At 72.9% G+C, this 21516-nt stretch carries 22 protein-coding genes and 1 pseudogene; 12 read left to right on the top strand and 11 right to left on the bottom strand.

Annotation, left to right across the window (positions count from 1 at the left end; all coding sequences use genetic code 11):
* Positions 1-17: 17 nt before the first annotated feature.
* From ACIRO3_RS13415 to ACIRO3_RS13400, 4 genes are read left to right on the top strand one after another with little or no spacing between them, the layout of a single operon-like run.
* Positions 18-317, top strand: a complete 300-nt coding sequence (locus ACIRO3_RS13415) for a hypothetical protein (protein WP_361772517.1) — start codon at positions 18-20, stop codon at positions 315-317.
* Positions 310-1440 carry a hypothetical protein gene (locus ACIRO3_RS13410; protein WP_404135779.1) on the top strand — a complete coding sequence of 377 codons (1131 nt, stop codon included), beginning with the start codon at positions 310-312 and terminating at the stop codon, positions 1438-1440. Before ACIRO3_RS13415 ends, ACIRO3_RS13410 begins: the two co-directional genes overlap by 8 nt.
* Positions 1437-2057 carry a hypothetical protein gene (locus tag ACIRO3_RS13405; protein ID WP_404135776.1) on the top strand — a complete coding sequence of 207 codons (621 nt, stop codon included), beginning with the start codon at positions 1437-1439 and terminating at the stop codon, positions 2055-2057. The genes ACIRO3_RS13410 and ACIRO3_RS13405 overlap by 4 nt, the downstream gene beginning before the upstream one ends.
* Positions 2057-2641: a hypothetical protein gene (locus ACIRO3_RS13400; protein ID WP_404135773.1), complete on the top strand. Its 585-nt coding sequence runs from the start codon at positions 2057-2059 to the stop codon at positions 2639-2641. The genes ACIRO3_RS13405 and ACIRO3_RS13400 overlap by 1 nt, the downstream gene beginning before the upstream one ends.
* Here ACIRO3_RS13400 and ACIRO3_RS13395 read toward each other — a convergent pair whose 3' ends face one another.
* The 3 genes from ACIRO3_RS13395 to ligD all read right to left on the bottom strand — a co-directional run bounded on the left by ACIRO3_RS13395 (position 2642) and on the right by ligD (position 4679).
* Positions 2642-2899, bottom strand: a complete 258-nt coding sequence (locus ACIRO3_RS13395) for a WhiB family transcriptional regulator (protein WP_404135770.1) — start codon at positions 2897-2899, stop codon at positions 2642-2644.
* Positions 2900-2970: 71 nt separating this feature from the next.
* Entirely contained in the window at positions 2971-3513 is a 543-nt protein-coding gene (locus ACIRO3_RS13390) for an HAD domain-containing protein (RefSeq protein WP_404135767.1), read from the bottom strand.
* A gap of 146 nt (positions 3514-3659) precedes the next feature.
* Positions 3660-4679: a non-homologous end-joining DNA ligase gene (ligD, locus tag ACIRO3_RS13385; protein ID WP_404135764.1), complete on the bottom strand. Its 1020-nt coding sequence runs from the start codon at positions 4677-4679 to the stop codon at positions 3660-3662.
* A gap of 75 nt (positions 4680-4754) precedes the next feature.
* Between ligD and ACIRO3_RS13380 the strand changes: the two genes are divergently transcribed.
* Positions 4755-5840 (top strand): ATP-dependent DNA ligase, encoded by a 1086-nt coding sequence (locus ACIRO3_RS13380; RefSeq protein ID WP_404135761.1) that lies wholly within the window; start codon positions 4755-4757, stop codon positions 5838-5840.
* A gap of 102 nt (positions 5841-5942) precedes the next feature.
* On the opposite strand, the gene ACIRO3_RS13375 is transcribed toward ACIRO3_RS13380, so the two are convergent.
* Positions 5943-7334 (bottom strand): NAD(P)/FAD-dependent oxidoreductase, encoded by a 1392-nt coding sequence (locus ACIRO3_RS13375; protein WP_404135758.1) that lies wholly within the window; start codon positions 7332-7334, stop codon positions 5943-5945.
* A gap of 186 nt (positions 7335-7520) precedes the next feature.
* Positions 7521-8531, bottom strand: a complete 1011-nt coding sequence (locus tag ACIRO3_RS13370) for an NAD(P)/FAD-dependent oxidoreductase (protein ID WP_404135755.1) — start codon at positions 8529-8531, stop codon at positions 7521-7523.
* A 128-nt stretch (positions 8532-8659) separates the two neighbouring features.
* Between ACIRO3_RS13370 and ACIRO3_RS13365 the strand changes: the two genes are divergently transcribed.
* Entirely contained in the window at positions 8660-8989 is a 330-nt protein-coding gene (locus ACIRO3_RS13365; protein WP_404135753.1) for an NUDIX domain-containing protein, read from the top strand.
* A 57-nt stretch (positions 8990-9046) separates the two neighbouring features.
* Here ACIRO3_RS13365 and ACIRO3_RS13360 read toward each other — a convergent pair whose 3' ends face one another.
* The 3 genes from ACIRO3_RS13360 to ACIRO3_RS13350 all read right to left on the bottom strand — a co-directional run bounded on the left by ACIRO3_RS13360 (position 9047) and on the right by ACIRO3_RS13350 (position 13600).
* Positions 9047-11149: an MDR family MFS transporter gene (locus tag ACIRO3_RS13360; protein ID WP_404135750.1), complete on the bottom strand. Its 2103-nt coding sequence runs from the start codon at positions 11147-11149 to the stop codon at positions 9047-9049.
* A 63-nt stretch (positions 11150-11212) separates the two neighbouring features.
* On the bottom strand, positions 11213-12562 hold the full coding sequence (locus ACIRO3_RS13355) for a 6-phospho-beta-glucosidase (RefSeq protein ID WP_404135747.1): 1350 nt from the start codon (positions 12560-12562) through the stop codon (positions 11213-11215).
* Between the two features lie 138 nt (positions 12563-12700).
* The gene (locus ACIRO3_RS13350; protein WP_361772824.1) at positions 12701-13600 is read right to left on the bottom strand and encodes a helix-turn-helix domain-containing protein; all 900 of its coding nucleotides are present in this window, start codon (positions 13598-13600) and stop codon (positions 12701-12703) included.
* A 310-nt stretch (positions 13601-13910) separates the two neighbouring features.
* Here ACIRO3_RS13350 and ACIRO3_RS13345 point away from each other — a divergent pair, with 310 nt between their 5' ends.
* From ACIRO3_RS13345 to ACIRO3_RS13335, 3 genes are all read left to right on the top strand, one after another.
* Positions 13911-14579, top strand: coding sequence for a helix-turn-helix transcriptional regulator (locus ACIRO3_RS13345; RefSeq protein ID WP_361772539.1), 669 nt, complete (start codon positions 13911-13913; stop codon positions 14577-14579).
* A gap of 64 nt (positions 14580-14643) precedes the next feature.
* Positions 14644-15201 (top strand): hypothetical protein, encoded by a 558-nt coding sequence (locus ACIRO3_RS13340; RefSeq protein WP_053679959.1) that lies wholly within the window; start codon positions 14644-14646, stop codon positions 15199-15201.
* Positions 15198-16382, top strand: coding sequence for an MAB_1171c family putative transporter (locus ACIRO3_RS13335; protein WP_404135742.1), 1185 nt, complete (start codon positions 15198-15200; stop codon positions 16380-16382). Before ACIRO3_RS13340 ends, ACIRO3_RS13335 begins: the two co-directional genes overlap by 4 nt.
* Positions 16383-16403: 21 nt before the next feature.
* On the opposite strand, the gene ACIRO3_RS13330 is transcribed toward ACIRO3_RS13335, so the two are convergent.
* Both ACIRO3_RS13330 and ACIRO3_RS13325 read right to left on the bottom strand, forming a co-directional pair.
* Entirely contained in the window at positions 16404-17180 is a 777-nt protein-coding gene (locus ACIRO3_RS13330; protein ID WP_361772544.1) for a hypothetical protein, read from the bottom strand.
* A gap of 54 nt (positions 17181-17234) precedes the next feature.
* Positions 17235-17861, bottom strand: a complete 627-nt coding sequence (locus ACIRO3_RS13325; RefSeq protein ID WP_404135739.1) for a hypothetical protein — start codon at positions 17859-17861, stop codon at positions 17235-17237.
* A 111-nt stretch (positions 17862-17972) separates the two neighbouring features.
* On the opposite strand from ACIRO3_RS13325, the gene ACIRO3_RS13320 reads away from it, so the two are divergent.
* From ACIRO3_RS13320 to ACIRO3_RS13310, 3 genes and pseudogenes are all read left to right on the top strand, one after another.
* Positions 17973-18101: a hypothetical protein gene (locus ACIRO3_RS13320; protein ID WP_404135736.1), complete on the top strand. Its 129-nt coding sequence runs from the start codon at positions 17973-17975 to the stop codon at positions 18099-18101.
* Between the two features lie 152 nt (positions 18102-18253).
* Positions 18254-19564: a sensor domain-containing protein gene (locus tag ACIRO3_RS13315; RefSeq protein ID WP_404135733.1), complete on the top strand. Its 1311-nt coding sequence runs from the start codon at positions 18254-18256 to the stop codon at positions 19562-19564.
* Positions 19552-20222 (top strand): annotated as a pseudogene (locus ACIRO3_RS13310) (response regulator). The gene ACIRO3_RS13315 and the pseudogene ACIRO3_RS13310 overlap by 13 nt, the downstream one beginning before the upstream one ends.
* Here the strand turns inward: ACIRO3_RS13310 and ACIRO3_RS13305 are convergent.
* A complete protein-coding gene (locus ACIRO3_RS13305; protein ID WP_404135731.1) occupies positions 20140-21378 on the bottom strand; it encodes a glycosyltransferase 87 family protein in 1239 nt (412 codons plus the stop codon). The pseudogene ACIRO3_RS13310 and the gene ACIRO3_RS13305 sit on opposite strands and share 83 nt — an antisense overlap.
* Positions 21379-21516: the final 138 nt, after the last annotated feature.

Raw genomic sequence — 21516 nt, 5'->3', positions numbered from 1 at the left:
TGCCAGGGTTTCGCGTCATGACCTTGCTCCAGGTGGAAATCGACCAGCTGACCCGACTGACCCGGGCGTTGGACTCCTCGCTGGTCTCCCTGCGGGAGGCGCGGAAGGCGCTGGACCACGTCCGGGCCGACCAACTGGGCACCCGCGACCTCGACGCCGCCTGCGACGAGTTCCAGGAGAAGTGGGCCCACGGCACGCGTCAGCTGACCAAACGCGTGAAGAACGTACGGGAGGGCGTGAACCGCAGCGCCGCCGAGTACGCGGAGCTGGACAAGGCCATCCGCGACGCCTTCCGCCAGGCCGCGGCCCGTGGCTGACCACCCCGCGCTGGGCTTCGACCCCGCACCCGGTCACCCGGCCTCCGTCCTGGCCCTGGCCAAGAAGCTCGGCGCCTCCGCGACCTCCCTCGGGGAAGCCGGCCGGGTCGTCGGAGCCCTCGTCTCGCACAGCGCGAGCTGGCAGGGCGAGGCCGCCACCGCGTTCCGCGCCTCCCTGTCGAGCGAACTCCCCCGCTACCTCAACGCCGCCCACACCTCCCTGACGGAAGCCGCCCGACACCTCACGTCCTGGCACGCAACCCTGGTGGCCCACCGCGCCCTGGCGGCCCGCTACGAATCCCAGGCCGCCGCCGCCACGACCGACGAGGCACGCGCCGACGCCCGCCGCCTGGCGCACGAACTCGCCTCCGACCACGCGGCGTCGGCCCGCGCCATCGCCAAGACCCTGAACGCGGCGGCCGCGAAACTGGCCCCGAAGGAACGGGGCATGCTGGCGTCGCTGTGGAACAAGATCACGGAAGACCCGGGCGACGCCCTGTCGAACGCGTCGGCCATCCTGGGCGCCGTGGGGGCGGGCGTGGCCCTCTTCTGCCCGCCGGCCGGACTCGCGGTGATGCTGGTCGCCGGAGGCCTCTCCCTGGCAGCCCTCGGAACACACCTCGCGGACCCGAAGTTCCGAAAGCCGCTGACCGACGGCATCAGCAAGGGCGAGTTCGACGCGGACTTCTGGAAGAGCGGCGTGACGTTGCTGGGCGACAGCCTGGGCGCGGTACCGGGCGTGGCCGCCGTCGCGACCGGCGCCAAGGCCGGAACGGTCGCCGCCCGCGCCGCGATGGCCGTCCCCGAAGCCAGCGCCCTCTCCGGCCTCTCCCCGGGCGCGGGTACGTTCGCCCGCACCACGTGGACTGCTGCCGAGGACCTCAGGCAGGTGGAGAACCCCCTCTCCACCTGGGCCCTGCGCTCGTCAACTCCCGAGGTCAGGGAGCGGGTCGGCGCCGGTGTGGCAGCGGTGGGTGCGGCGACCGCGACCCTTGGCTACACGACCGACGACGAGACGATCGAGCAAGGTTCCACGGCGGTCGACGGCGCCCGGGCCGCGGTGGAGGACGGCCCGTCCGCAGTCGCCAAGTCGGCCCACTTCTGGACGGCGATCAGGACATGACGAGCGACACCGACGTGCCTCCCCTCTGGTTCCGGCTGCCGCCCGGCTTCCATGACATCGGTCCCGGCGACCGGGCCGCGCTCGATGACATGGCAGTCGCCCTGGACAGCCCCGATGCGCGCAGGGAACTCGGCCGGCTCATGGACGGCTTGCGCGAACTCGCCGATCACCAGGTGGTGCACACCGCCATCGGGTTGCATCCGGACGAGACCGACGGGGTCGCCACGTCCCTGTTCTCCTTGACCGTGAGGCCCTCTCCCGAAACCCTGCCGCGACTGAACGTGGCGCGAACCGCACTCGCGATCACTCGATCCGTCCTGTGGAGCAGTTCGACCAGCCGAGCCATCGATCTCCCCTCGTCGCTCCCCTGCTGTCTGGTCACCGGCACCATCACGCTGCCCGAAACGGGGCAGGAGATGTTTCAAGCGAGAGTGGCGACAGCGCACGCGTGCGCGCCACACGTCCTCGTCTTGGACCTCACCAGCGCGGCGACCCACTACGCCGAGGCATACGGCGACATCCTCGAAGCGATCGCCCATACCCTCACCTTCTCGGACCCCACACCGAGCAGTACGAGTGGACCGCGGACTTCACGCATCCTGGAGGTGCTCTCGTGATGCCTTTGCTGACGAAGGTCGCATGGGACCATCCGCCCACTGCCGCCGGTTACAGGCGGCTGGTGGTACGGCGAACCAAGTGGGTTGCCTGGTTGGGCGGCTCGATGCTCGTCTCCGTCGTGTGTCTCTGGTTCGGGCTGGTCCCGCAAGCGAGGCTCGCGTTCATCGTCGTCATCGTGTTCGTCGTCCCCTACGTCCCCGTGGTGCTCATCGCCTACTTCCGGCGCCACCGCGTGGCCGCGGTCCTGCGGTCGTATGCGTGGCGCGAGCACGTTTGCTCCTATGCGCCTCGTGCCACCGGCATTCAGGCGACCATCAGCATCTCGTTCTCGGAGACGTACTCGGCCTCCTACCGACTCATCCCGTTTCCGCTGGATCTGGCCACCATCGAGAACAGTCATCCGGATCGGATCTGGTTCGCGGGCGACCCTCGTTTCGGCGGAGTCGTGTCTCCCGTCGGCGGCCACTACCCGGTCCGCGCCGTACCCGCCAAGGTGCCCGCCGAGGGCCGGCCGGGTGGGGATGACGTGCTTGCTTCGCGGGTGGGGTTGCGGCGGCGGAGTGGGAAGGGGACGCAGACCTGATCAGCGGCGGGGGCGGAGGGCGAGGCGTTCGGATTCCGAGAGGCCGCCCCAGACTCCGAAGCGTTCGTCGTTCGCCAGGGCGTACTCCAGGCACGCGACGCGTCCCTCGCACGCCCCGCACAGCCGCTTCGCGTCGCGCAGCGAGGAGCCCGGCTCCGGGAAGAAGAAGCCCGGGCCCGTCTGGGCGCACAGCGCGAGTTCGTACCAGGCGGGGGCGGCTACTGCGGTGGTGGGCCGTTCACTCGTGTTCATCGACATGACGGAGATACTCATCGCCACCGATGGACGTCCGATCAACGCCCGATCAACACCGGTGCATCGCGCACGCTCTACGGCTGGTCACGCAGCCACCGGGCCAAGGCGGCGAAGTCCCGGTCCGTCAACCCCGTACGGGGGTCGACGCGATGCAGCAGGGCCGGGGCCGGGTGGTGTGCGGCCACCCACGCCCGGTCGGCGGGGGTGATCTCGTCGTCGACCCAGAGGAAGGGGCGTCCGGCCGCCCATCCCACCAGGGCGCGGGTCTTCCAGTGCAGTCCGGCCCGCTCGTCCTCGTCGGCCCGCTCGTCTTCCTCCACCGGATCCGACCAGGCCACGACGGGCAGGACCGGGAGGCCGATGCGTGGCGCGACGTACTCGTTCGCGTCACCCATCCACGTCGTCGCCCACACCAGGTCGCACCCCAGCGCCGTGAGGCGCGCCCCGTGCCCGGGGTCGAGCCGGGCCGGCAGGGGGTTGCTGCCCGGAAAGTCGCCTCCGGGGTCGCACTCGTTGCCCTGTGGCGCGGGACCCTGCCGGTATCCGGTGCCGCCGAACGGGATGAGGGGGCCGTCGACGTCGAGGAAGAGCAGGGCGCGTCGCGTGATCAGGGTCATCGTCGCACCGTATCCGTCGGCCGTGAGGCCAGGCGGGCGGGCGGGGACCGTCCGGCGGGGGGCCGGGCCGGCGCGGGCAGCGAACCGGCCAGGCGGAACCGGGCAGGCGGGACCGGGCAGGCGGGACCGGGCCGGCCGCCGGGCGGTCAGTCCTCGTGTTTGGCCCGGCTCGGCTGGACGCGCTTGGGCTCGCCCGGCATCTTCGGGTAGTCGGGCGGGTACGGCATGTCGCCCAGCCCGTGCTCGTGTTCCTGCCGGGCCGCGAGTTCGAGCACGGCGTCCAGGGTGAAGGCGTGCTCGTCCATGTCGGCGTGGAGGTCGCCGAGTTCGGCGAAACGCGCCGGCATCGTGACGATGTCGAAGTCGCGCGGCTCCGCGTCGTCCACCTCGTCCCAGCGCAGTGGGGCCGAGACCGGGGCGTGCGGGCGCGGACGGACGGAGTACGCGGAGGCGATGGTCCGGTCGCGGGCGGTCTGGTTGTAGTCGACGAAGATCCGCTCGCCGCGTTCCTCCTTCCACCAGGCCGTGGTGACCTTGCCCGGCATCCGGCGCTCCAGTTCCCGGCCCAGCGCGATGGCACAGCGCCGGACCTCCGTGAACGTCCAGCGTGGTGCGATCGGTACGAAGACGTGCAGTCCGCGCCCGCCCGAGGTCTTGGGCCAGCCCCGCAGACCCAGTTCCTCCAGCAGGGCGCGCAGTTCGTGGGCGGCGGCGACCGCGTGGTGGTAGTCGGTGCCCGGTTGGGGATCCAGGTCGATGCGCAGTTCGTCCGGCCGCTCGGTGTCATCGCGGCGCACCGGCCAGGGGTGGAAGGTGAGACAGCCCAGATTGGCGGCCCACAGGACGGCGGCCGGCTCGGTCGGGCAGATCTCATCGGCCGTACGGCCGCTGGGGAAGGCGATGTGGGCCGTCGGGATCCAGTCGGGGAGATTCTTGGGGGCCCGCTTCTGGAAGAAGGACTCGCCGTCCACGCCGTCCGGGAACCGCTCCAACGTGGTGGGGCGGTTGCGCAGGGCGCGGGTGATCCCGGGCGCGACGGCGAGGTAGTACTCGGCGACGTCCCGCTTGGTGAGGCCGCGCTCCGGAAAGTAGACCTTGTCGGGGCTGGACAGCCGGACCGTCCGCCCTCCCGCTTCCAACTCGATGGCATTGCCCGCAGCACCCATGTGCGCCACGTTATGCGGGCCCGGCCGGGCGCGCATACCGGGCAGAGCCGGACGTACCACCGCAGAATCGAAGACATGGATCTGCCGGTGATGCCCCCTGTGAAGCCGATGCTCGCCAAGTCCGTGGCCAAGATTCCACCCGGCATGCAGTACGAGGCGAAGTGGGACGGCTTCCGGGCCATCGTGCACCGTGACGGCGATGAGATCGAGATCGGCAGCCGTACCGGAAAGAGCCTGACCAGGTACTTCCCCGAGCTGGTCACACCTCTCAGGGAGAATCTGCCGCAGCGCTGCGTCGTGGACGGCGAGGTCGTGATCATCCATGACGGGCGACTCGACTTCGATCGGCTGACCGAGCGGATCCATCCCGCCGCCTCCCGTGTGAAGCTCCTCGCGGAGACGACCCCGGCCGGTTTCGTCGCCTTCGATCTGCTCGCGCTCGACGACCGGGCCCTCCTGGACACCCCGCTCTCCGAACGTCGCGAGCTCCTCACCCAAGCCCTTTCCACCGCTCGACCCCCCGTCCACCTCGCGCCCGCGACCACCGACCTCGCACAGGCCCAGGAGTGGTTCGAGCTGTTCGAGGGCGCCGGGCTCGACGGGGTGATCGCCAAACCCCTCGATCTCCCCTACCGGCCGGACGCCCGCCTCATGTTCAAGATCAAGCACGAGCGTACGGCCGACGTCGTCCTCGCGGGTTTTCGTTTCCACAAGAGCGGTCCGATTGTCGGATCGCTGCTCCTCGGCCTGTACGACGACCACGGCGCCCTCCAACACGTCGGCGTGTGCGCCGCCTTCCCGATGAAGCGCCGCGCCGAGCTCATCGACGAACTCGAACCGCTGCGCATGCCTGACCCCGACGGTCACCCGTGGGCGGCGTGGGCCGAGGAGTCCGCGCACGAGAGCGCCCGGTTGCCCGGCGCGCAGAGCCGGTGGACCGGCAAGAAGGACCTGTCCTGGGTGCCGCTGCGCCCGGAGCGCGTCTGCGAGGTGAAGTACGACCACATGGAGGGCGACCGGTTCCGGCACACCGCGCAGTTCCGCCGCTGGCGGCCCGACCGGACGCCGCAGAGCTGTACGTACGGCCAGTTGGAGGAGGTCGTCCGCTACGACCTCGCCGAGGTGCTCGGAACCGAGGCGCCCCCCGGCACCAGAGAGTGACGCACCCCCACCCCCAGACTCACCCCCACCCCCAGACGCACCCCCACCCCCAGACTCACCCCCACCGCCAGTCTCATCTCGCCTCCACCCTCACCCTCCCCCTCACCCCGCCGTCAGCTTCTCCCATTCGGCGCGATCCGGTCCGACCGCGTTCGGCGCGTAGTCCGGCCGCTCCGCGAGCCAGCGCGCCACGCGCGCCCTGATCTCCGGGTCCGCGTAAGCCCGTTCCGGCGGGTCGGCCAGGTGGCGCACGCGGGCCCGGGCCCGCATCACCTCCGGGTCCTCCAGCGCGCAGTCGAACAGTGCGGCCACCTCGCGGGCGGTCCCCGTCCGACTCGCCCTGGTCGCGAACCGCTCCCCGATGGCCGTGTCGGCCACCACCTGGAAGTCGAACCACGGCTTCAGCGTCCGAAGCGCCCAGGCGTGGTAGTCGGCGGCGAACCGGTACGACCCCGGCTCCTGGTGCGCCGTACGCGCCACCCGACTCGCGGCCCACAGGGCGAGCGACGTCCCCTGTCCGAGCGTCGGGTTGGTGTGGGTGATGGCGTCCCCGACGGGCACCAGTCCGCTCACCACCGGCCCCTGCTCGTCGGCCGGCGCGGACCAGCGGTTGTCCAGGCTCGCGGCGGCCAGGACGTCGGACAGCGGTTCGCCGCCCAGGCCCAGCCAGGCGGCCCCGGGAGGGAAGGCGCGGGCGGCGGCCTCGAACACCTCGGGGTCGCGCAGCGCGGCGCGCGTGGGGTCTCCCGTGTGCACGAACAGCGTGACGGCGAAGACCCGGTTGTCGGCGGGGAAGACGGCGCACCCGGCGAACGCCCCGCCGGTGACCGCCCAGGGGCGGCGCGGCCCTTCGTCCATGCCGTCGGGCAACCGGTACCAGCGGCAGAAGTACGCCAGCCCCGTGCGGTGCCGTTCCACGACGACGGGCCGGCAGCCCGCCTCGGCCAGGAAGCGTTCGACACCGCCCCGGCGCCCGCCCGCGTCGACCACGAGGTCCCCCGAGAACCTCCCGGTCGGCGCGGTCACCCCGGTGACCCGGATCCCGTCGGGCCCGACGACCGTGGTCAGCCCGGTGACCGGTTCCCCGTGGCGGGCGACCACCTCGGACTCGGCGCGCAGGGCGCTGGCCAGCGCGCTCTCCAAGACGATGCGCCGGGCCTGGAGCATGACGAGGTCCTCGTCGCCGGGGCGGGTGGGCGGGCGGGTGTCGAACCAGTCGAGTTCGTGTCGTTCACGGGCCCCGAGCCGCAGCATCTCCGCGTGGACGTCGGGCAGTTCCACGCGCAGCACGTTGCGTGCGGCGCCGAGCAGCGCGTGCGGCTGGGTGGCCTGGGGCACGGTCGGGCGGCGCCAGCCGAAGAAGTCCCGGTCGAGGGCGGTACCGGGGGCGCGGGTGTCGCGTTCGAAGAGTTCCACGGTGTGGCCGCGCCGGGCGGCGAGCAGCGCGGTCGCCTGTCCGCCGATGCCTCCGCCGATGATCAGGACATGTGCCATGGAGCCCCCCTGAGCCAAGGAACCGTACGACGATCACACGGATCAGAGCCTGCACGGCCGGCAGGTGACCGAAACCCGCACACATGTCCCCATCGCACCGCACGAGCGCGTGCACCAGCGCAAGAGGCGCGGAATTCGGTGACGGTCGAGATCGTCGCGGGGCCGCGCGGCGGAGGCGAGGGAAGGTCAGCCCGTTTCGCCCCGCCCGGCCCGCAGCGCACGGCGGGTCTCCTCCTCGATCAGGTCGGTGTTGATGGCGACGGCCGCCCGTACTCCTTGTGCGGCGGCGCCCGCCACCTGCTCCATCGGGGCCGTCACGTTGCCCGCCGCCCACACCCCGGGCAGCGCCGTCGCCCCGGTCCGCGGGTCCGAGTCCACACAGGTTCCGAGCGCCCGGCCGTCCCGCTCGACCGTGGCCACCGGCAGCCCCAGGCCGGTCAACACCCCCGATCGGGCGGTGAACCGCGGAGCCACCACCAGCGCCCGACAGGCCACCGACCGGCCGCCCGCCAGCACGACTCCGGCCAGCCGGTCGTCCGTACCCACGTCCAGGCCCGTCACCTCGCCCTCGACCACCTCGACCCCCCGGGCGGCGAGCAGCTCGCGCTCGTCCGGTCCCGGCGCCCAGGCGTGGCCCAGCAGTGTCACCCGGTCGCTCCACTGACGCCAGAGCCCCGCCTGGTGCACGGCGATCGGCCCGGTGGCCAGCACGGCGAGGGGCAGGTCCCGTACCTCCCAGCCGTGGCAGTACGGGCAGTGCAACACGTCCCGCCCCCAGCGGTCCCGGAGCCCCGGTACGGGCGGCAGTTCGTCCAGCAGTCCGGTCGCGACCAGCAGCCGGCCCGCCCGTACGACCGAGCCGTCCCCGCACCGGACCAGGAAACCCCCGCCGGGTACGCGGTCGGCGGCGACGACGGTACCGGCGGCCCCGGACCGGATCCGGGCCCCGTACCCCAGCACCTCCGCCCGGCCGCGGGCCAACAACTCGGCGGGGCTCGTGCCGTCGTGCCCCAGGTACCCGTGCAGGTGCGTGGCGGCGGCGTTGCGCGGGCTGCCGGAGTCCAGCACCAGTACCGAACGCCGGGCCCTGGCCAGGGTCAGCGCGCCGGCGAGCCCGGCGGCCCCACCACCCACGACCACGACGTCGGCGTCGCCCACCCCACCGAGCCCACCCGTCACACCCGTCACACCCGTCACGCCCGCCACATCCATCACGCCCGTCCTGTCCAGCCTGCCCGCCCGTGCCCCGCTCCGGGGATGGCCCCGAGCGTCACCCGCACGCGCCCCGCTTGACAAAAGTTCTTGCCGAATCGGCAAATGGATCCATGGTCCCGGACCCCGCCGAACCCACTGGACGCTCCACACCCACCACACCCAGCGCCGCCGCGTCGTCCCCCGAGCCCTGGGTACGCGCCGCTCCCCGGCCGAACGCCGTCGTCGGCGTCGGCCTCGTCGTGCTCGACGCCGACGGCCGGGTCCTGCTCGGCCTGGCCCACGACGGCCGCTGGGAACTCCCCGGCGGAAAGGTGGATGCCGGGGAGGGCTTCGAGCAGGCCGCGGCGAGGGAACTCCCCGACCACCCGATGACCGACCGCCCGACACCCGACCGCCCGACACCCGACCACCCGACAGCGGAACGCCCACCCCGCCCCTGACCCGCCGCCCCTGACCCGTCTGCCCGACCCGCCCCGCCCCGCCCCGCCTCCCCCCGATCAGGTCGCCGCCCCCGCGGTCGGCCTCGGCGCGAAGTTGCCGTCGCCCAGGTCCTCCGCCAGCAGCCGCTTGGCGATCGCGTCCGCGGCTGCCCGCAGTTCCGCGCTGCGCGGCCGGCCGCGGTCCTTCTCCAACCGGTCGCCGAGCCATGTGCCCCAGGCGCGCGAGATGACGCCCGCCTCCCGCTCCCCCGCCGGGGTCAGCGAGACGAAGTCGTTCTCCCGGGTCAGGTACCCCTCGTCCACCATCCGTTCGAAGACCGGCAGCAGCACTTCCGGCGGGAGCGAGCGGCGTGCGGCGACCAGGCCGAGGCTCGCGTACCCGACCGTCCGGGTCAGCAGGTCCACCTGCATCACCGCCCACGCCCCCGCGATGTCCAGGCGGGTGTCCGAGCCGCCGACGATCCCGCGCGCCGTGTCCGGCCCCATGCTCCGTACGAGTTTGCCGACGGCCAGCTCCAGCAGCTTCGCCGAGTCCCCGGAGGCCGTGGCCGGCGAGCCGAAGCCGTCGCCCATGTCCGTCGAGCCGGCCCGGGCGCTGTCGCGCAGCCGGACCTGCTTGAGGAAGAGGGCGACGACGAACCCGAACAGCGCGACCGGCACCGTCCACAGGAACACCGTGTGCAGGGCCTGCGCGTACGCCTCGATGATCGGCGCGGCCGTCGCCGGATCCAGTCCGTGCACTCCTTGGGGGCTCTGCGCGGCCTTCGCCACCTGCGCCGGGTCCGCTCCGGTGGCCCGTGCGGCCTCCGGGATCGCGGTCTCCAGCTCCGGTCCCAGTGTGTTCGCGTAGATGGTGCCGAAGACCGCGGTGCCGAAAGCGCTGCCGAGCGTGCGGAAGAAGGTGACGCCGGAGGTGGCCGTGCCGAGGTCCGCGTAGTCCACGGTGTTCTGCACGGCGATCGTCAGGACCTGCATGGACAGGCCGATGCCGGTGCCGAGCACGAACATGTACAGCGATTCCAGCCAGGCGCCGGTGCCCGGCTCCATCAGCGAGAGCAGGTACAGGCCCAGTGCCATCACGGCGCAGCCCACGACGGGGAAGATCCGGTACCGGCCGGTCTTGCTGACGGCGTTTCCGCTGAAGACGGAGGCGATCAGCAGGCCGATGACCAGGGGCAGCGTGCGGACGCCCGAGACCATGGCGGAGTCCCCGTCCACGTACTGGAGGTACGTCGGCAGGAAGGTCATCGCGCCGAGCATCGCGAACCCCACGACGAAGCTCAGGACGGAGCACACCGAGAAGACGGGGTTGCGGAAGAGGCGCATCGGCAGCATCGGCTCCGCGGCCCGCGTCTCGACCAGGCAGAAGAGGGCCAGGGCGACGACACCGCCCGCGAACAGGCCGATGATGACGCCCGAGGTCCACGCGTACTCGTTGCCGCCCCAGCTGGTGGCCAGGATCAGGGCGCTCGCCCCGATCGCGACCAGGGTGATGCCCAGGTAGTCGATGACCGGCTTGCCCTCGGCGCGTACCGACGGGATGGTGCGGGCGGCCGCGATGACGACGAGGATCGCGATGGGGACGTTGACGTAGAAGCACCAACGCCAGGTCAGTTGGTCGGTGAACAGCCCGCCCAGCAGTGGTCCGATGACGGTGGCGACGCCGAAGACCGCGCCGATCATGCCCTGGTACTTGCCGCGCTCGCGCAGCGGGACCACGTCGGCGATCAGCGCCATCGCCGTGACCATCAGGCCGCCGGCGCCGATGCCCTGTACGCCCCGCCACACGATCAGCAGGGTCATGTTGCTCGCGAGACCGCACAGGAAGGAACCGGTGATGAAGATGACGGCGGAGAGCTGGAAGATCAGCTTCCGGCCGAAGAGGTCGCCGAACTTGCCGACCAGTACGGTCGAGACCGTCTCCAGCAGCAGGTACGAGGTGACCACCCAGGACATGTGGTCCCCGCCGCCGAGGTCGGCCACGATCGTGGGCAGGGCGGTGCCGACGATCGTCTGGTCGAGCGCGGCCAGCAGCACGCCCAGCATGATCGTGCCGAAGACGACGTTGCGCTGCCGCCGGTCGAGCACGGGGGGCGCCGCGGCGACGGCGGGGGCGGTGGTCACATCTCGCACTCTCACAGCGCGTCCCGCACGGCGCATGCCGCGCTGGGCCGTACGGCCGACCCCGGCCCCCCGGAGTCCGGGCCTCCCGCCGGCGCCTCGTCAGCGCAGGTACGCCAGCCCCGGGTGCTCCGCCGCGTACCCGTCGAGGAGGCGGCGGGCCACGCCCACCGAGTCCACGAGCGGGTGCAGGGCGAAGGCCTTGACGGCGCCCGCCCGCGAGCCGCTCGCCGCGGCGGCGAGGACCTCCCGTTCCACCGCCTTGACCGAGGTCACCAGGCCCACCGCGTGCAGCGGCAGGGGGGCCACGGCCACCGGGTGCGCCCCGTTGGCGTCGACCAGGCAGGGCACCTCGATGACCGCCTCGGCGTCGAGCACCGACAGGGTGGAGCCGTTGCGGACGTTCAGGATCAAGGTGGCCCGCTCGTCCCGGGCGATGGCCCGCATCAGCGCGAGCGCGACCTTCTCGTAGCCGCCGGACTCCAGGTCGCTCTCGTCGCGCGCGCCGACGCCCGCGGCCTCGCGGTTCTCGGCCATGTACGTGGCCTCGCGTTCGGCCCGGGTGCGGTCCCAGGCCGCGAGCGCCGCGCCGACGGGCCGTCCGGGCAGGGCGGCCTCGGCGTAGAACCCGCGCTGTTGGTCGCGCAGGAAGGCCCCGCGGGTCTGCTCGACCTCCTGGTAGGCGCGTACGGTGTCGCGGTTGAAGTAGTAGTAGTGGAGGTACTCGTTCGGGATCGCGCCGAGCGAGCGCAGCCAGTCGGCGCCGAAGAGCCGGCCCTCCTCGAAGGACTCCAGGGCCGCGTCGTCGGCCAGCAGCCGGGGCAGTTCGTCGCGTCCGCCGACGTGCAGCCCGCGGACCCAGCCCAGGTGGTTGAGGCCCACGTAGTCGATCCAGGCCTCCTCGGGTCGGGCTCCCAGGAGGCGCGCGACGCGCCGGCCGAGGCCCACCGGGGAGTCGCAGATGCCGATCACCCGGTGTCCGAGTTCCTCGGCCATCGCCTCGGTCACCACACCGGCCGGATTGGTGAAGTTGATGACCCAGGCCTCGGGGGCGATCCGGGCGATCCGGCGCGCGATCTCGCGCACCACGGGCACGGTCCGCAGGCCGTACGCGATCCCGCCCGCGCCCACCGTCTCCTGCCCCAGCACTCCCTCGGCCAGGGCGATCCGCTCGTCGGCGGCGCGTCCGTCGAGGCCGCCGACGCGAATGGCCGAGAAGACGAAGTCGGATCCGCGCAGGGCCTCGTCGAGGTCCGTGGTGGCCAGGACGCTCGGGGCGTCCGGTACGCCGGCGGCCTGGTCCGCGAGCACCCCGGCCATGGCGGTGAGCCGGCCGGAATCCTCGTCGTACAGGGTCACGTGCGTCACCCGGCCCTCGGCGTGGTCGGCGAGCAGGGCGCCGTGGACGAGCGGTACGCGGAATCCGCCCCCGCCGAGGATGGTCAGCCGCACGTCCCTACCGCCCTTCGCCAGCGCCACGATCGGTGACACGGATGCGGTGGCGCGCCCTGCGCGTCCCCGATCCGCGGCATCCGGGACGCGTCACACGATCAAGGACCCCAGTGTCCCCCGCCGGCGCCCCGCCGGGGATCACTCCGCCGGCGACGGCACGGCGCGCAGGCGCGCCCCCTGCTGGTGCGGGAACGTCGCCCCGCCGCGGATCGGCCCGGGCGGCAGACCCTGCGGGGTCGACAGGACGAGGGTGATCCGGGTCAGGCCCATCCCCTCCAGCATGCGGCTCGATTCGGCCACCATCCGGCAGCGCACCAGGCCCCACCCGGGTTCCGGGTGGCGCACGGTCCTTACGGCGCCGTCCTGTTCGGCGGCGGCGGCCCCGTGGGTGCTCAGCCAGTGCGGGACGCCGTACCGGTAGGCGGCCTCCATGAACGGGTCACGGGCCACTTCCTGACGGATGCTGCGCAGCCCCTCGTCGTCCGGGGCGCCGGCCAGGGCGTTGGCGAACTGGGCCAGGAGCGGTACGCACCAGGCCGGTTCGTGGTCCTCCAGCACGGCTGCCGCGTCCGGGTGGAACAGCACGAAGCGCAGGAAGTTGTCGTCCGGCAGGGCCGTGGGGTGCGGGCGCACGGACTGGAAGAGCCGGTCGAAGGCGGAGTTGGTCAGGGCCACGTCCCAGCGGTGGTCCACCAGGAAGCTCGGGTAGGGCACGGCCTCCATCAGGGCCGCGTAGTCGCACAGGTAGTCGCGTTGGGCGGGGTCCTCGGGCAGCCGGTTCTCCTCGGCCGCGCGCCAGGTGGGCGGCGGGTCCCGGTCGACCATGACCCGGAACAGCCAGAAGCACTGCCGCTCGCTCATCTCCAGGGACTCGGCCAGGGCGAGCAGCTTCCGGTCGGTCCACTCCTTGACCAGGCCCCGTTCCCAGTTTCCGTACGCGCGCACGCTGATGCCCAGCCGTGCGGCGATGTCCTCCTGGCTCAACCCGAGTTCTTCGCGGCGCCGGCGCAAAATCTCCTTGCGTCGCTCCGACCGCACTGCGCCACGGGCGGGGTCATCGCCCGCCAGGCGCTCCTCACCGGTTCGGGCGAGGCCATCGGACGGGCCCACCGCTGCGAGATGTGGCACCGAGAGCTCCCCCTCCTCACGGTCTGGATCTTCATTTCCGTGTGGCGATCCTGCTACCGACTTCATTCGAGTGTCAACTATTGTGGCAATTCCAGCCTCCTGGCAGCTCATTCCCGCCACAGCTGTGGCAAGTTCTGGCCCTGCCGCGAGAGACCGGATAGATTCCCTGAGGCCGACTCACGTGCCTGTACCGACCTCGCGCGATCTAGGAGAACCACTGGTGACAGACGGCTTCCCGGCTCCCGTCGCGGTGGCCAACGTGTCTCTGGCAGCCACCGTCACGCGGGTAGCCGAACTCGCGGGCAAAATGGGTCGCGACCTGAACCAGGTCTTCGACCTGCGCAAGCTCTCGGACGCCTCCGGCGTCCCCACCGACGTGGTCAAGACCCTCCTCGACGGCCGGCGCGCCGGCGAACCCGATCTCCAGGCCCGCTTCCTCCAGCGACTGGACCTGCTGCGGCGCACGCGGGTGAAACCCAACGGCCGCCGCTACACTCAGCAGGAGATCGCGGACGGCGCGGGCATGTCCCGTCAGCAGGCGGGAGCCCTGATCAACGGCGACCGGCGGCCCACCATGGAGCACTGCGACGCCATCCAGCGCTTCTTCGGGGTACACGCGGGGTTCCTCACCGCCCACGACGCCGACGCCCTGACCGACGCGCTCCAGCGGACCGAACAGCAGTTGCTCCAGGACTTCGCCGGACGCGAACGGCAAACCGTACCGGCGGAAACCGCTTCGGCGGGCGATCCGCTGGCAAGACTCCTGCAGAACCACGGAGTGCGGGGCATCGCCTGGCGAGCCGCCCAACTGCCCAGCGACAAGCACCGGGACAAAGTGACCGAATGGCTGGACATGCTCCTGGAAAGCGTCAAACCGAACGAATCATGACCCAGTCGAAAGTCTGGATCTGATCCTTGAGTCCTGATCCGGATCCGCGCCGACGGGGAGAACGGTGAGCATAGGCAGAGAGCAGCGGCGGTTGTGCGGGGAACTCGTGGCCGGCCTCAAGCTGACCACCCCCGTGGAACCCGTGGACCTCTACGCCGCCCTCTGTGAGGGCATGAGCAGACACCGCGGCCGCCCGGTGCAGTTCCGGATGGCCCCGTTCCCCCAGGGGACGGCGAGCGGTCTGTGGCTCGACATGGCGGACCGCGATCTCGTGGTCATCGAGGAACGCACGGCGCCGGACCACCAATTGGTGATCCTCGGCCACGAGCTGTGGCACATGAAGGCCGGGCACTGCAGTCACCACGTCGACGGCGCAGCCGTCGCCGCCCGGATGTTGACCGACGAAGCCGACCTCGGCGAGACGGTTCGCCGGGTCGCCGCGCGCACCCGCGCCGACGTCCGGGAAGAGACCGACGCGGAAACCTTCGGCCTCCTCCTCGGCAGCCGGTGCCGGACGTGGCTGGCCGGTTCCTCCGGCCAGCGCGCGCCCGCGCAGCGCGACCAGTTGGCGGGCCGCATCGAGACCTCCCTCGGCTACCGGGGGCACAGGAACGAGCATTGAACGGACAGGACTACTACATTCCGGCCGTCGCGATGGCGATCTCCTTCGTCTTCAAACTGCCGGCACTGCGGACCAACTGGCGTGACCCGTTGCTGCGCTCGGTCTGCTTCCTGCTGCTCCTGGCCGGATCCGTCTTCACCTTCGCCGCCCCGCCCACCATCGGAGCCGTCAACCGCTGGACGGGAATCACCAACTTCTCCGCCCCCTTCGTCTACTGCCTGATGACGGCCTTCAGCGCGTCCTGCCTGGTCCTCCTCCTGAACTGGCGGGGTGGACCGGCGCGGGAGATCCGGCGCGTCTCCCGCCGGTGGATCACCGGCTACGCCCTCGTGATCGCCGTCATCATGATCCTTTTCGCCGTCGGCTCCACCCCCGCCGAACGCCTGCGGGACTTCGACACCCACTACGCGAACACCCCGTACATCGGCGCGATGATCGCCCTCTACCTGGTGGCGCACAACGTGGCGGCCATGACCATGGTGACGATGTGCTGGCGCTGGTCCCTCCAGGTGCGCGGCTGGCTGCGCGCCGGCCTGGTCATCATCGTGTGCGGGTACGCCTTCAGCCTCACCTACGACGCCGCCAAGATGTCCGCGGTCGTGGCCCGCTGGACCGGGCACGACCTCGACTTCCTGAGCACCTACGTGGCCCCGCCGCTCGCCGCGGTGGGCGCGCTCATCAGCGCCGTCGGTTTCGTGGTGCCGCTGCTGTGTCAGCGGATGTCGGACAGCCTGCACGCCTGGTCGACGTACCGCCGCCTGGGCACGCTGTGGCACGAGGTCCAGCGCACCGCGCCCGCCGGCACTCCCGGCGTGCGGATGTCCTGGTGGTCCCCGGCCGAGATCCGGGTGATCCAGCGGGAGTCCGACATCCACGACGGTTTCCTGCGCCTCGGCCCCTGCTTCGACCGTCGGCAGCGGGACCTCGCCTACGAACGGGCCCGCGCGGACGGGGCGGACGAGGTGACGGCACGCGCCGTGGCCGACGCCGCGATGGTCGCGGCGGCCGTGCGCGCCGACCTCGGCGACCCCGGGGGCACCTGCGCCGGGGACGAGGGCGAACGGGTGCTGATCACCGCCGACGGGGCGCGTGACCTCGTACGGATCTCCCACGAGCTGCGGCACTCCCCCGTGGTGGCGGCGGCGCGCCGGGAGGCGTCCCTGTCCGGGACCGGCCCGTAGGCCGGACCCGGAAGCCCGCCGCTACCGGGAAGCCGTCACCGACAGGGTGGGGAAGAGGTCCTCGAAGGGCCCGGCCGAGTCGGTGCCGTCGCGGCCGTAGGGCGCGTCGAAGCTCCACACCATGAACAGCAGCATCACGATCAGCGCGCTGAACAGCCCCGCCAGCAGCAACTCCCGCCCGGAGCGGCGGATCTGGAGGGTGAAGATCAGCCCGACCGTGACCACCCCGCCGACCAGCAGCCCGAACCACACGACGCCCGGCAGTGTGGACTCGTCGCTCTGCAGCCGTGAGTGGCGGGCGTCGTCGGCGGTCGCGATGTGGTCGAGCAGCGGCTGGTAGGCCTGTGCCTGGAGTTCGGTGGTCGGGCTCTGGTGGGTGACGTCGCCGCGCAGGGTGCCGAGCAGCCGCGCGCCCTCGGCGGAGGCGGCCTCGCCCGAGGTCAGCAGCGGCCAGTCCACCGCGATGGTGTGGGCGACGTACGCGTTCACCTCGCCCCGGATCCGGTCGCGGACCGGGGCCGGGTAGACGTCGGCGCGCTGGGTCACCTCGTACAGCGACTGGGCCTCGCGGCGCACGCTGTCCTCGGCGGAGCCGCGCGCCTCCCAGACGCCCGCGATGGCGAGGCCCAGGACGATCGCGTAGACCACGCCGACCATCATCGTCATGTACTCGATGACATCGGGGGTCTCGCTGGTGTCCTCGTCGGCGGCGACCCGGCGGTGCCGGATCGTGGTGATGGTGAGGACGAGGGCGCAGACGAGCGCCATGGCGATGGCCAGGACCAGCCATTCGGACACGAGGGATCTCCCGTTCGGGGGTCGGTGGGGAAGGGCCGCGCAGCCGCGGGGCGGCTAGTCGCGGCCCTTGGAGCGGGGGCGCAGCGCGGCGGCGGCGAGCACGGCCGGGGTTCCGACGACGACCATGAGCATCATGGCGGACAAGCCGTCGGGGCCCCGCCGTTCGGACGCGACGGGGTGGTAGGGGCGCATCCGGAAGGCGCTGGTGAACTCCGTGGCCGTCCTCGCCCGGGCCGCGGCCGGAGCGGGCGCGGGCGTGGCCACGGGCGCGGCCGGCGGTACGGGCCCGTCGGGGGCCTCGGGCGACGGTGCGGACGGCGCACCGGGCTCGGCCGCGGTGGGCGGCGGCCCGCCGGGGAGCCCCGGGGCCGGGACGGCGGCGCGCGGGCTCTGGGGGAGGCCGGGGGCCCGGCCCGGGTGGTGCGCGGTCGGCCCACTGCCCGGCAGGGTCACCCGTACGGGCGGCCGGACGGCGGGCGGCGCGACGGACGGCAGGGACGGTGGCCGGACGGCGGGGGGCCGACCGGCCGGCGGCCGCGCGTGCGCGGGCCCGCCCGGTACGCACATGTCCACCCGGGCGCCGCGCCCGTGGCCGTCCCCGGCGACGGCCACGTGCCCGTGCAGCGGGCAGAGGGCGCCCACCAGGCCCGCTCCGGCGACGTACTGCCATGCGGTCACCACGCGGCACGACCTCCCGATCCGTTCGTCCAGTCAAGACCAGCGGCAACGCGGGTCACGGCTGAAGAAACGATCACGGCGCGGCTTCGACACGCGGCAGACAGGTCAAGATCCTTGTGCGAAGGGTCGCCCCGGGCCTTCGACCGGCCCGCACTCACCCACCCGGCCCATCCCGCCACCGCGCCGGCCGTCGTCACCGTGGCGACCCGGCTGGTGGCCTTCCTCGTCCCGGCCGGTCGGTAAGACCGCGACGCGCCGCGGACGCCCGCCCGTACCCCTGGAAACCGGGCTGGTCCTTCCCCCCCGCGCTCGGCCCTGTTCCTGTGGTTCCTGGTGTTGGGCGCGGCCGTGTGACGCGCGCCGGCGACCCGCGCACCGTCACATAGGCTGCCGCCATGACCGCTTGCGCCGTCCTCCCGGAGCCGCCCCCCGAACCGCCCGTCGCGGTGTGGACGGCGGTTCGGCGGCCGGCCCGGTTCCTCATCTCGTGGTGGCCTTGGCGCTGTTGGGGCTACCTCGCCACCGGCTTCGTACTGGGCTACGGGGTGCTGCTCGCCCTGCTCGGGCTCGTCGGGCTGGGACTGCTGCTCGCCGTCGTCGGCGTCGGACTGCTGCTGCTGACCGGGGCCGCGACGCTCGGCGTGCCGCTCGGGCGGTTGGAGCGGCGGCGGCTGCGGTTCGTGGAGCCGGCGCCGGTCGCCGATCCGCACACCAGGCTCGCCGGCGCCCGGCTGTCCGCCCGGCTGCGCACCCGACTGCGGGAACGGTCCACCTGGCGGGAGCTCGGGTACTGCTTCCTGCTGGGGCCGGTCTTCGGGGCGGCCGGCTTCGGGGTGCTCACCCTGCTCGCGTTCTCCCTGATCCTCGTCGCGACCCCGGCCGTCGTTTGGGCCATCGCCCCGGACCAGGTCATGCTGATCCCCGGCCGGGCGGTGTCCGGCCCCCTGGAGGCCTTCTGCGGCACCGCCGTCGGACTGGTCGGGTTCGCCGTGTCCGCCTACGCCGGGGCGCTGCTCGCCGGGGCCCAGGTGAAGACCGTACGGCTGCTGCTCGGCCCGCGCGAGGAGGACGCCCGGGTGTGGGAGCTGACCCGCTCGCGGGTCCGACTCGTCGACGCCTTCGAGGCCGAACGCAGGCGCATCGAACGGGACCTGCACGACGGGGCGCAGCAGCAGTTGGTCGCCCTGAGCATGACGCTGGGGATCGCCGAGATGGAGCTGCGCGAGGTCCCGGCGGCCGCCGGCGCCGCCGCGCTCGTGGCCCGGGGCCGGGGCGAGGCGCGGCTGGCCCTGGAGCAACTGCGCGATCTCGTCCGGGGGATCCATCCGCAGGTGCTCACCGACCACGGTCTCGCGGCCGCCGTCGCCGAGGTCGCGCAGCGCCACCCGGTGCCGGTGACGGTGGATCTGGACCTGCCCCGGCTGCCCGACTCGGTGGAGATCACCGCGTACTTCACGGTCACCGAGGCACTCACGAACGCGGCCAAACACAGCGGGGCCGCGCACATCGGCATCGCCGGTAGGGTCGAGGCGGACCGGCTCACTCTCACCATCACCGACGACGGCCGTGGCGGGGCCGATCCCGGCGCGGGGGCGGGCCTGGCGGGTCTCGCGGACAGGGTGGCGATGTTGCAGGGCAGACTGGTGGTGTCCAGTCCGGTGGGCGGACCGACCGAACTGCGGGTGGAGGTGCCGTGCTCCGGCTGATCCTCGCGGAGGACTCCGTGCTCCTGCGGGCCGGTCTCACCGAGCTGTTGGCCCGCGGTGGCCATCGTGTGCTCGCCGCCGTCGGCGACGCCGATCAGCTGGTGCGGGCGGTGGCGGCGGAGCGGCCCGACGTGGTCGTCACCGACGTGCGGATGCCCCCCGACTTCCGTGACGAGGGGCTGCGGGCCGCGCTCGAACTGCGCTCCCGGGACGCCTCGTTGCCGGTTCTGGTGCTGTCCCAGTACGTGGCGACCGCGTACGCGACCCGGCTCCTCACCGCCGAAGGCCGCGAGGGGGGCGCGGGCGGGCTGGGCTACCTGCTCAAGGACCGGGTCGGCGAGGTGGCCGAGTTCCTCGACGCGCTGCGGCGGGTGGCCGAAGGACAGACGGTCGTCGACCCCGAGGTGGTGCGCGTCCTGCTGAGCGCCCGGACGGCGGACCTGCCCCTGTCCCGCCTCACCCCGCGCGAGCGCGAGGTGTTTTGGCCCTGATGGCGGAGGGATTCAACAACCAGGCCTTGGCGGCCCGTCTGTTCGTCACCGAGGCGGCCGTCGTCAAACACGCGAGCAGCATCTTCATGAAGCTCGACCTCGACCCGACGGAGGGAAACCGTCGCGTCCTGGCCGTACTGGCCCACCTTCGGGGCGCACGGGCCTGACCGCCCCGCCCACGCCCGCCCCCGCGCCCGCGACGACAAGGGAGCGGGACGGGAGGGACATCGAGCGGGCCCACAGGGAGAGCGCCAACGGCAACGCCAGGTACCCGAAGCGGCCCGCCGGGGCCAACAGGAAGGCCAGGGTCAGACCGATCGCGAGGCGGTCGGCGGCGGCGCGCAGCGTCCGGGGCGGACGGACCACCAGCGTGGCGGCCACCGCGAGACCGCCGACCCCGAGCAGACCGATCGTCAGGTACCAGCCCCACGGCCCCAGTTCGGCCAACAGGTGACCTGGCAGCGGGCTGCTCGCCGGGGTCGGAACCTCGGCCCGGCCCGTCGGGAAGGCGAACACCTGACCCCACATCTGCGCCGGCTGGAGCAGCGCGCTCGGCAGTACCAGCGCGGCCGTTCCCGCGGCCGCCACCAGGGCGCAGCGCACCGCGGCCCGCCGGCCCCGGGCGGCCGCGAGGACGGCGACCGCCACCGCCACCGCCGGCAGCGCCGTCCACTTCAGCGCGCACGCCCCCGCGAGGGCCGCGCCGGCGAGCGCGGGCCGGCCGGCCGCGGCCGCCGCCAAGGCCAGGCAGCACAGCCCGATCAGCGGCAGGTCGACACCGCTCACGACCATCGGCAGGGCGAGGACCGGCGAGGCCACCAGGACCGGGAGCAGGCCCCCGGACCGCGCGCCCGTCACCCGACGCCCCGCCCACAGGCAGCCGAACAGGGCGGCCGCGCACCACGGTCGGGCGTCCCCCGCCGGGCCGGGCAGCACGCTCGGGATGCCGAAGGCCGCCATGCCCGGCAGGTAGGGGGTGTAGTCCTCGACCCGCACGGGCCGGTCCACGTACATCCGCCCGGAGTCCAGGAGGAGGCGCCCGGACCGCTCGATGACCGTCACCTCGCTCTGCCCCTGCCCGGTCAGCACCAGCCACAGCAGCGGTACGGCCACGGCGCCCGTCAGGGCCACCGCGACGGCCGCCCCCGGGCGGCGGGCGGCGAGGCCGGCCGCGCCGAGGTAGCCGACGGCCGCGCACCAGCCCCACAGGCGGTGCGGGGCGAGGGTGGAGATCAGCGGGAAGCACAGGGCCCACGCGGCCGCGAGCAGCCACAGGGCCGTCATCCGGGGCGCGGTCCACCAGGAGGCGGGGGAAGGGGTCATGGGTCCATTGCAGCCGCGTGCCCCCGGTGGGGTCTGCACGCCCAAGTGGACACTTCGGGGTGGGGTTTCCCCTACCTCCCTCACCCGTGCCCGGCCCGCCGGCCCGCGCCGGACACGGGTGAGGGGCGCGACCCGTAC

Source organism: Streptomyces sp. NPDC102278, from assembly GCF_044766345.1.
GTDB lineage: Bacteria > Actinomycetota > Actinomycetes > Streptomycetales > Streptomycetaceae > Streptomyces.
Note: the sequence above shows the minus strand (reverse complement) of the source record. Positions and strands in the feature narration are given on the sequence as shown.

Excerpts from the sequence above, each read along its gene's own strand:
- ACIRO3_RS13380 (WP_404135761.1), top strand. The coding sequence starts at position 4,755 with ATGGATCTGCCGGTGATGCCCCCTGTGAAGCCGATGCTCGCCAAGTCC.
- ACIRO3_RS13415 (WP_361772517.1), top strand. The coding sequence starts at position 18 with ATGACCTTGCTCCAGGTGGAAATCGACCAGCTGACCCGACTGACCCGG.
- ACIRO3_RS13375 (WP_404135758.1), bottom strand. The coding sequence starts at position 7,334 with ATGGCACATGTCCTGATCATCGGCGGAGGCATCGGCGGACAGGCGACC.
- ACIRO3_RS13315 (WP_404135733.1), top strand. The coding sequence starts at position 18,254 with ATGACCGCTTGCGCCGTCCTCCCGGAGCCGCCCCCCGAACCGCCCGTC.
- ACIRO3_RS13305 (WP_404135731.1), bottom strand. The coding sequence starts at position 21,378 with ATGACCCCTTCCCCCGCCTCCTGGTGGACCGCGCCCCGGATGACGGCC.
- ACIRO3_RS13405 (WP_404135776.1), top strand. The coding sequence starts at position 1,437 with ATGACGAGCGACACCGACGTGCCTCCCCTCTGGTTCCGGCTGCCGCCC.
- ACIRO3_RS13400 (WP_404135773.1), top strand. The coding sequence starts at position 2,057 with ATGCCTTTGCTGACGAAGGTCGCATGGGACCATCCGCCCACTGCCGCC.
- ACIRO3_RS13365 (WP_404135753.1), top strand. The coding sequence starts at position 8,660 with ATGGTCCCGGACCCCGCCGAACCCACTGGACGCTCCACACCCACCACA.
- ACIRO3_RS13390 (WP_404135767.1), bottom strand. The coding sequence starts at position 3,513 with ATGACCCTGATCACGCGACGCGCCCTGCTCTTCCTCGACGTCGACGGC.
- ACIRO3_RS13395 (WP_404135770.1), bottom strand. The coding sequence starts at position 2,899 with ATGTCGATGAACACGAGTGAACGGCCCACCACCGCAGTAGCCGCCCCC.
- ACIRO3_RS13360 (WP_404135750.1), bottom strand. The coding sequence starts at position 11,149 with ATGCGCCGTGCGGGACGCGCTGTGAGAGTGCGAGATGTGACCACCGCC.
- ligD (WP_404135764.1), bottom strand. The coding sequence starts at position 4,679 with ATGGGTGCTGCGGGCAATGCCATCGAGTTGGAAGCGGGAGGGCGGACG.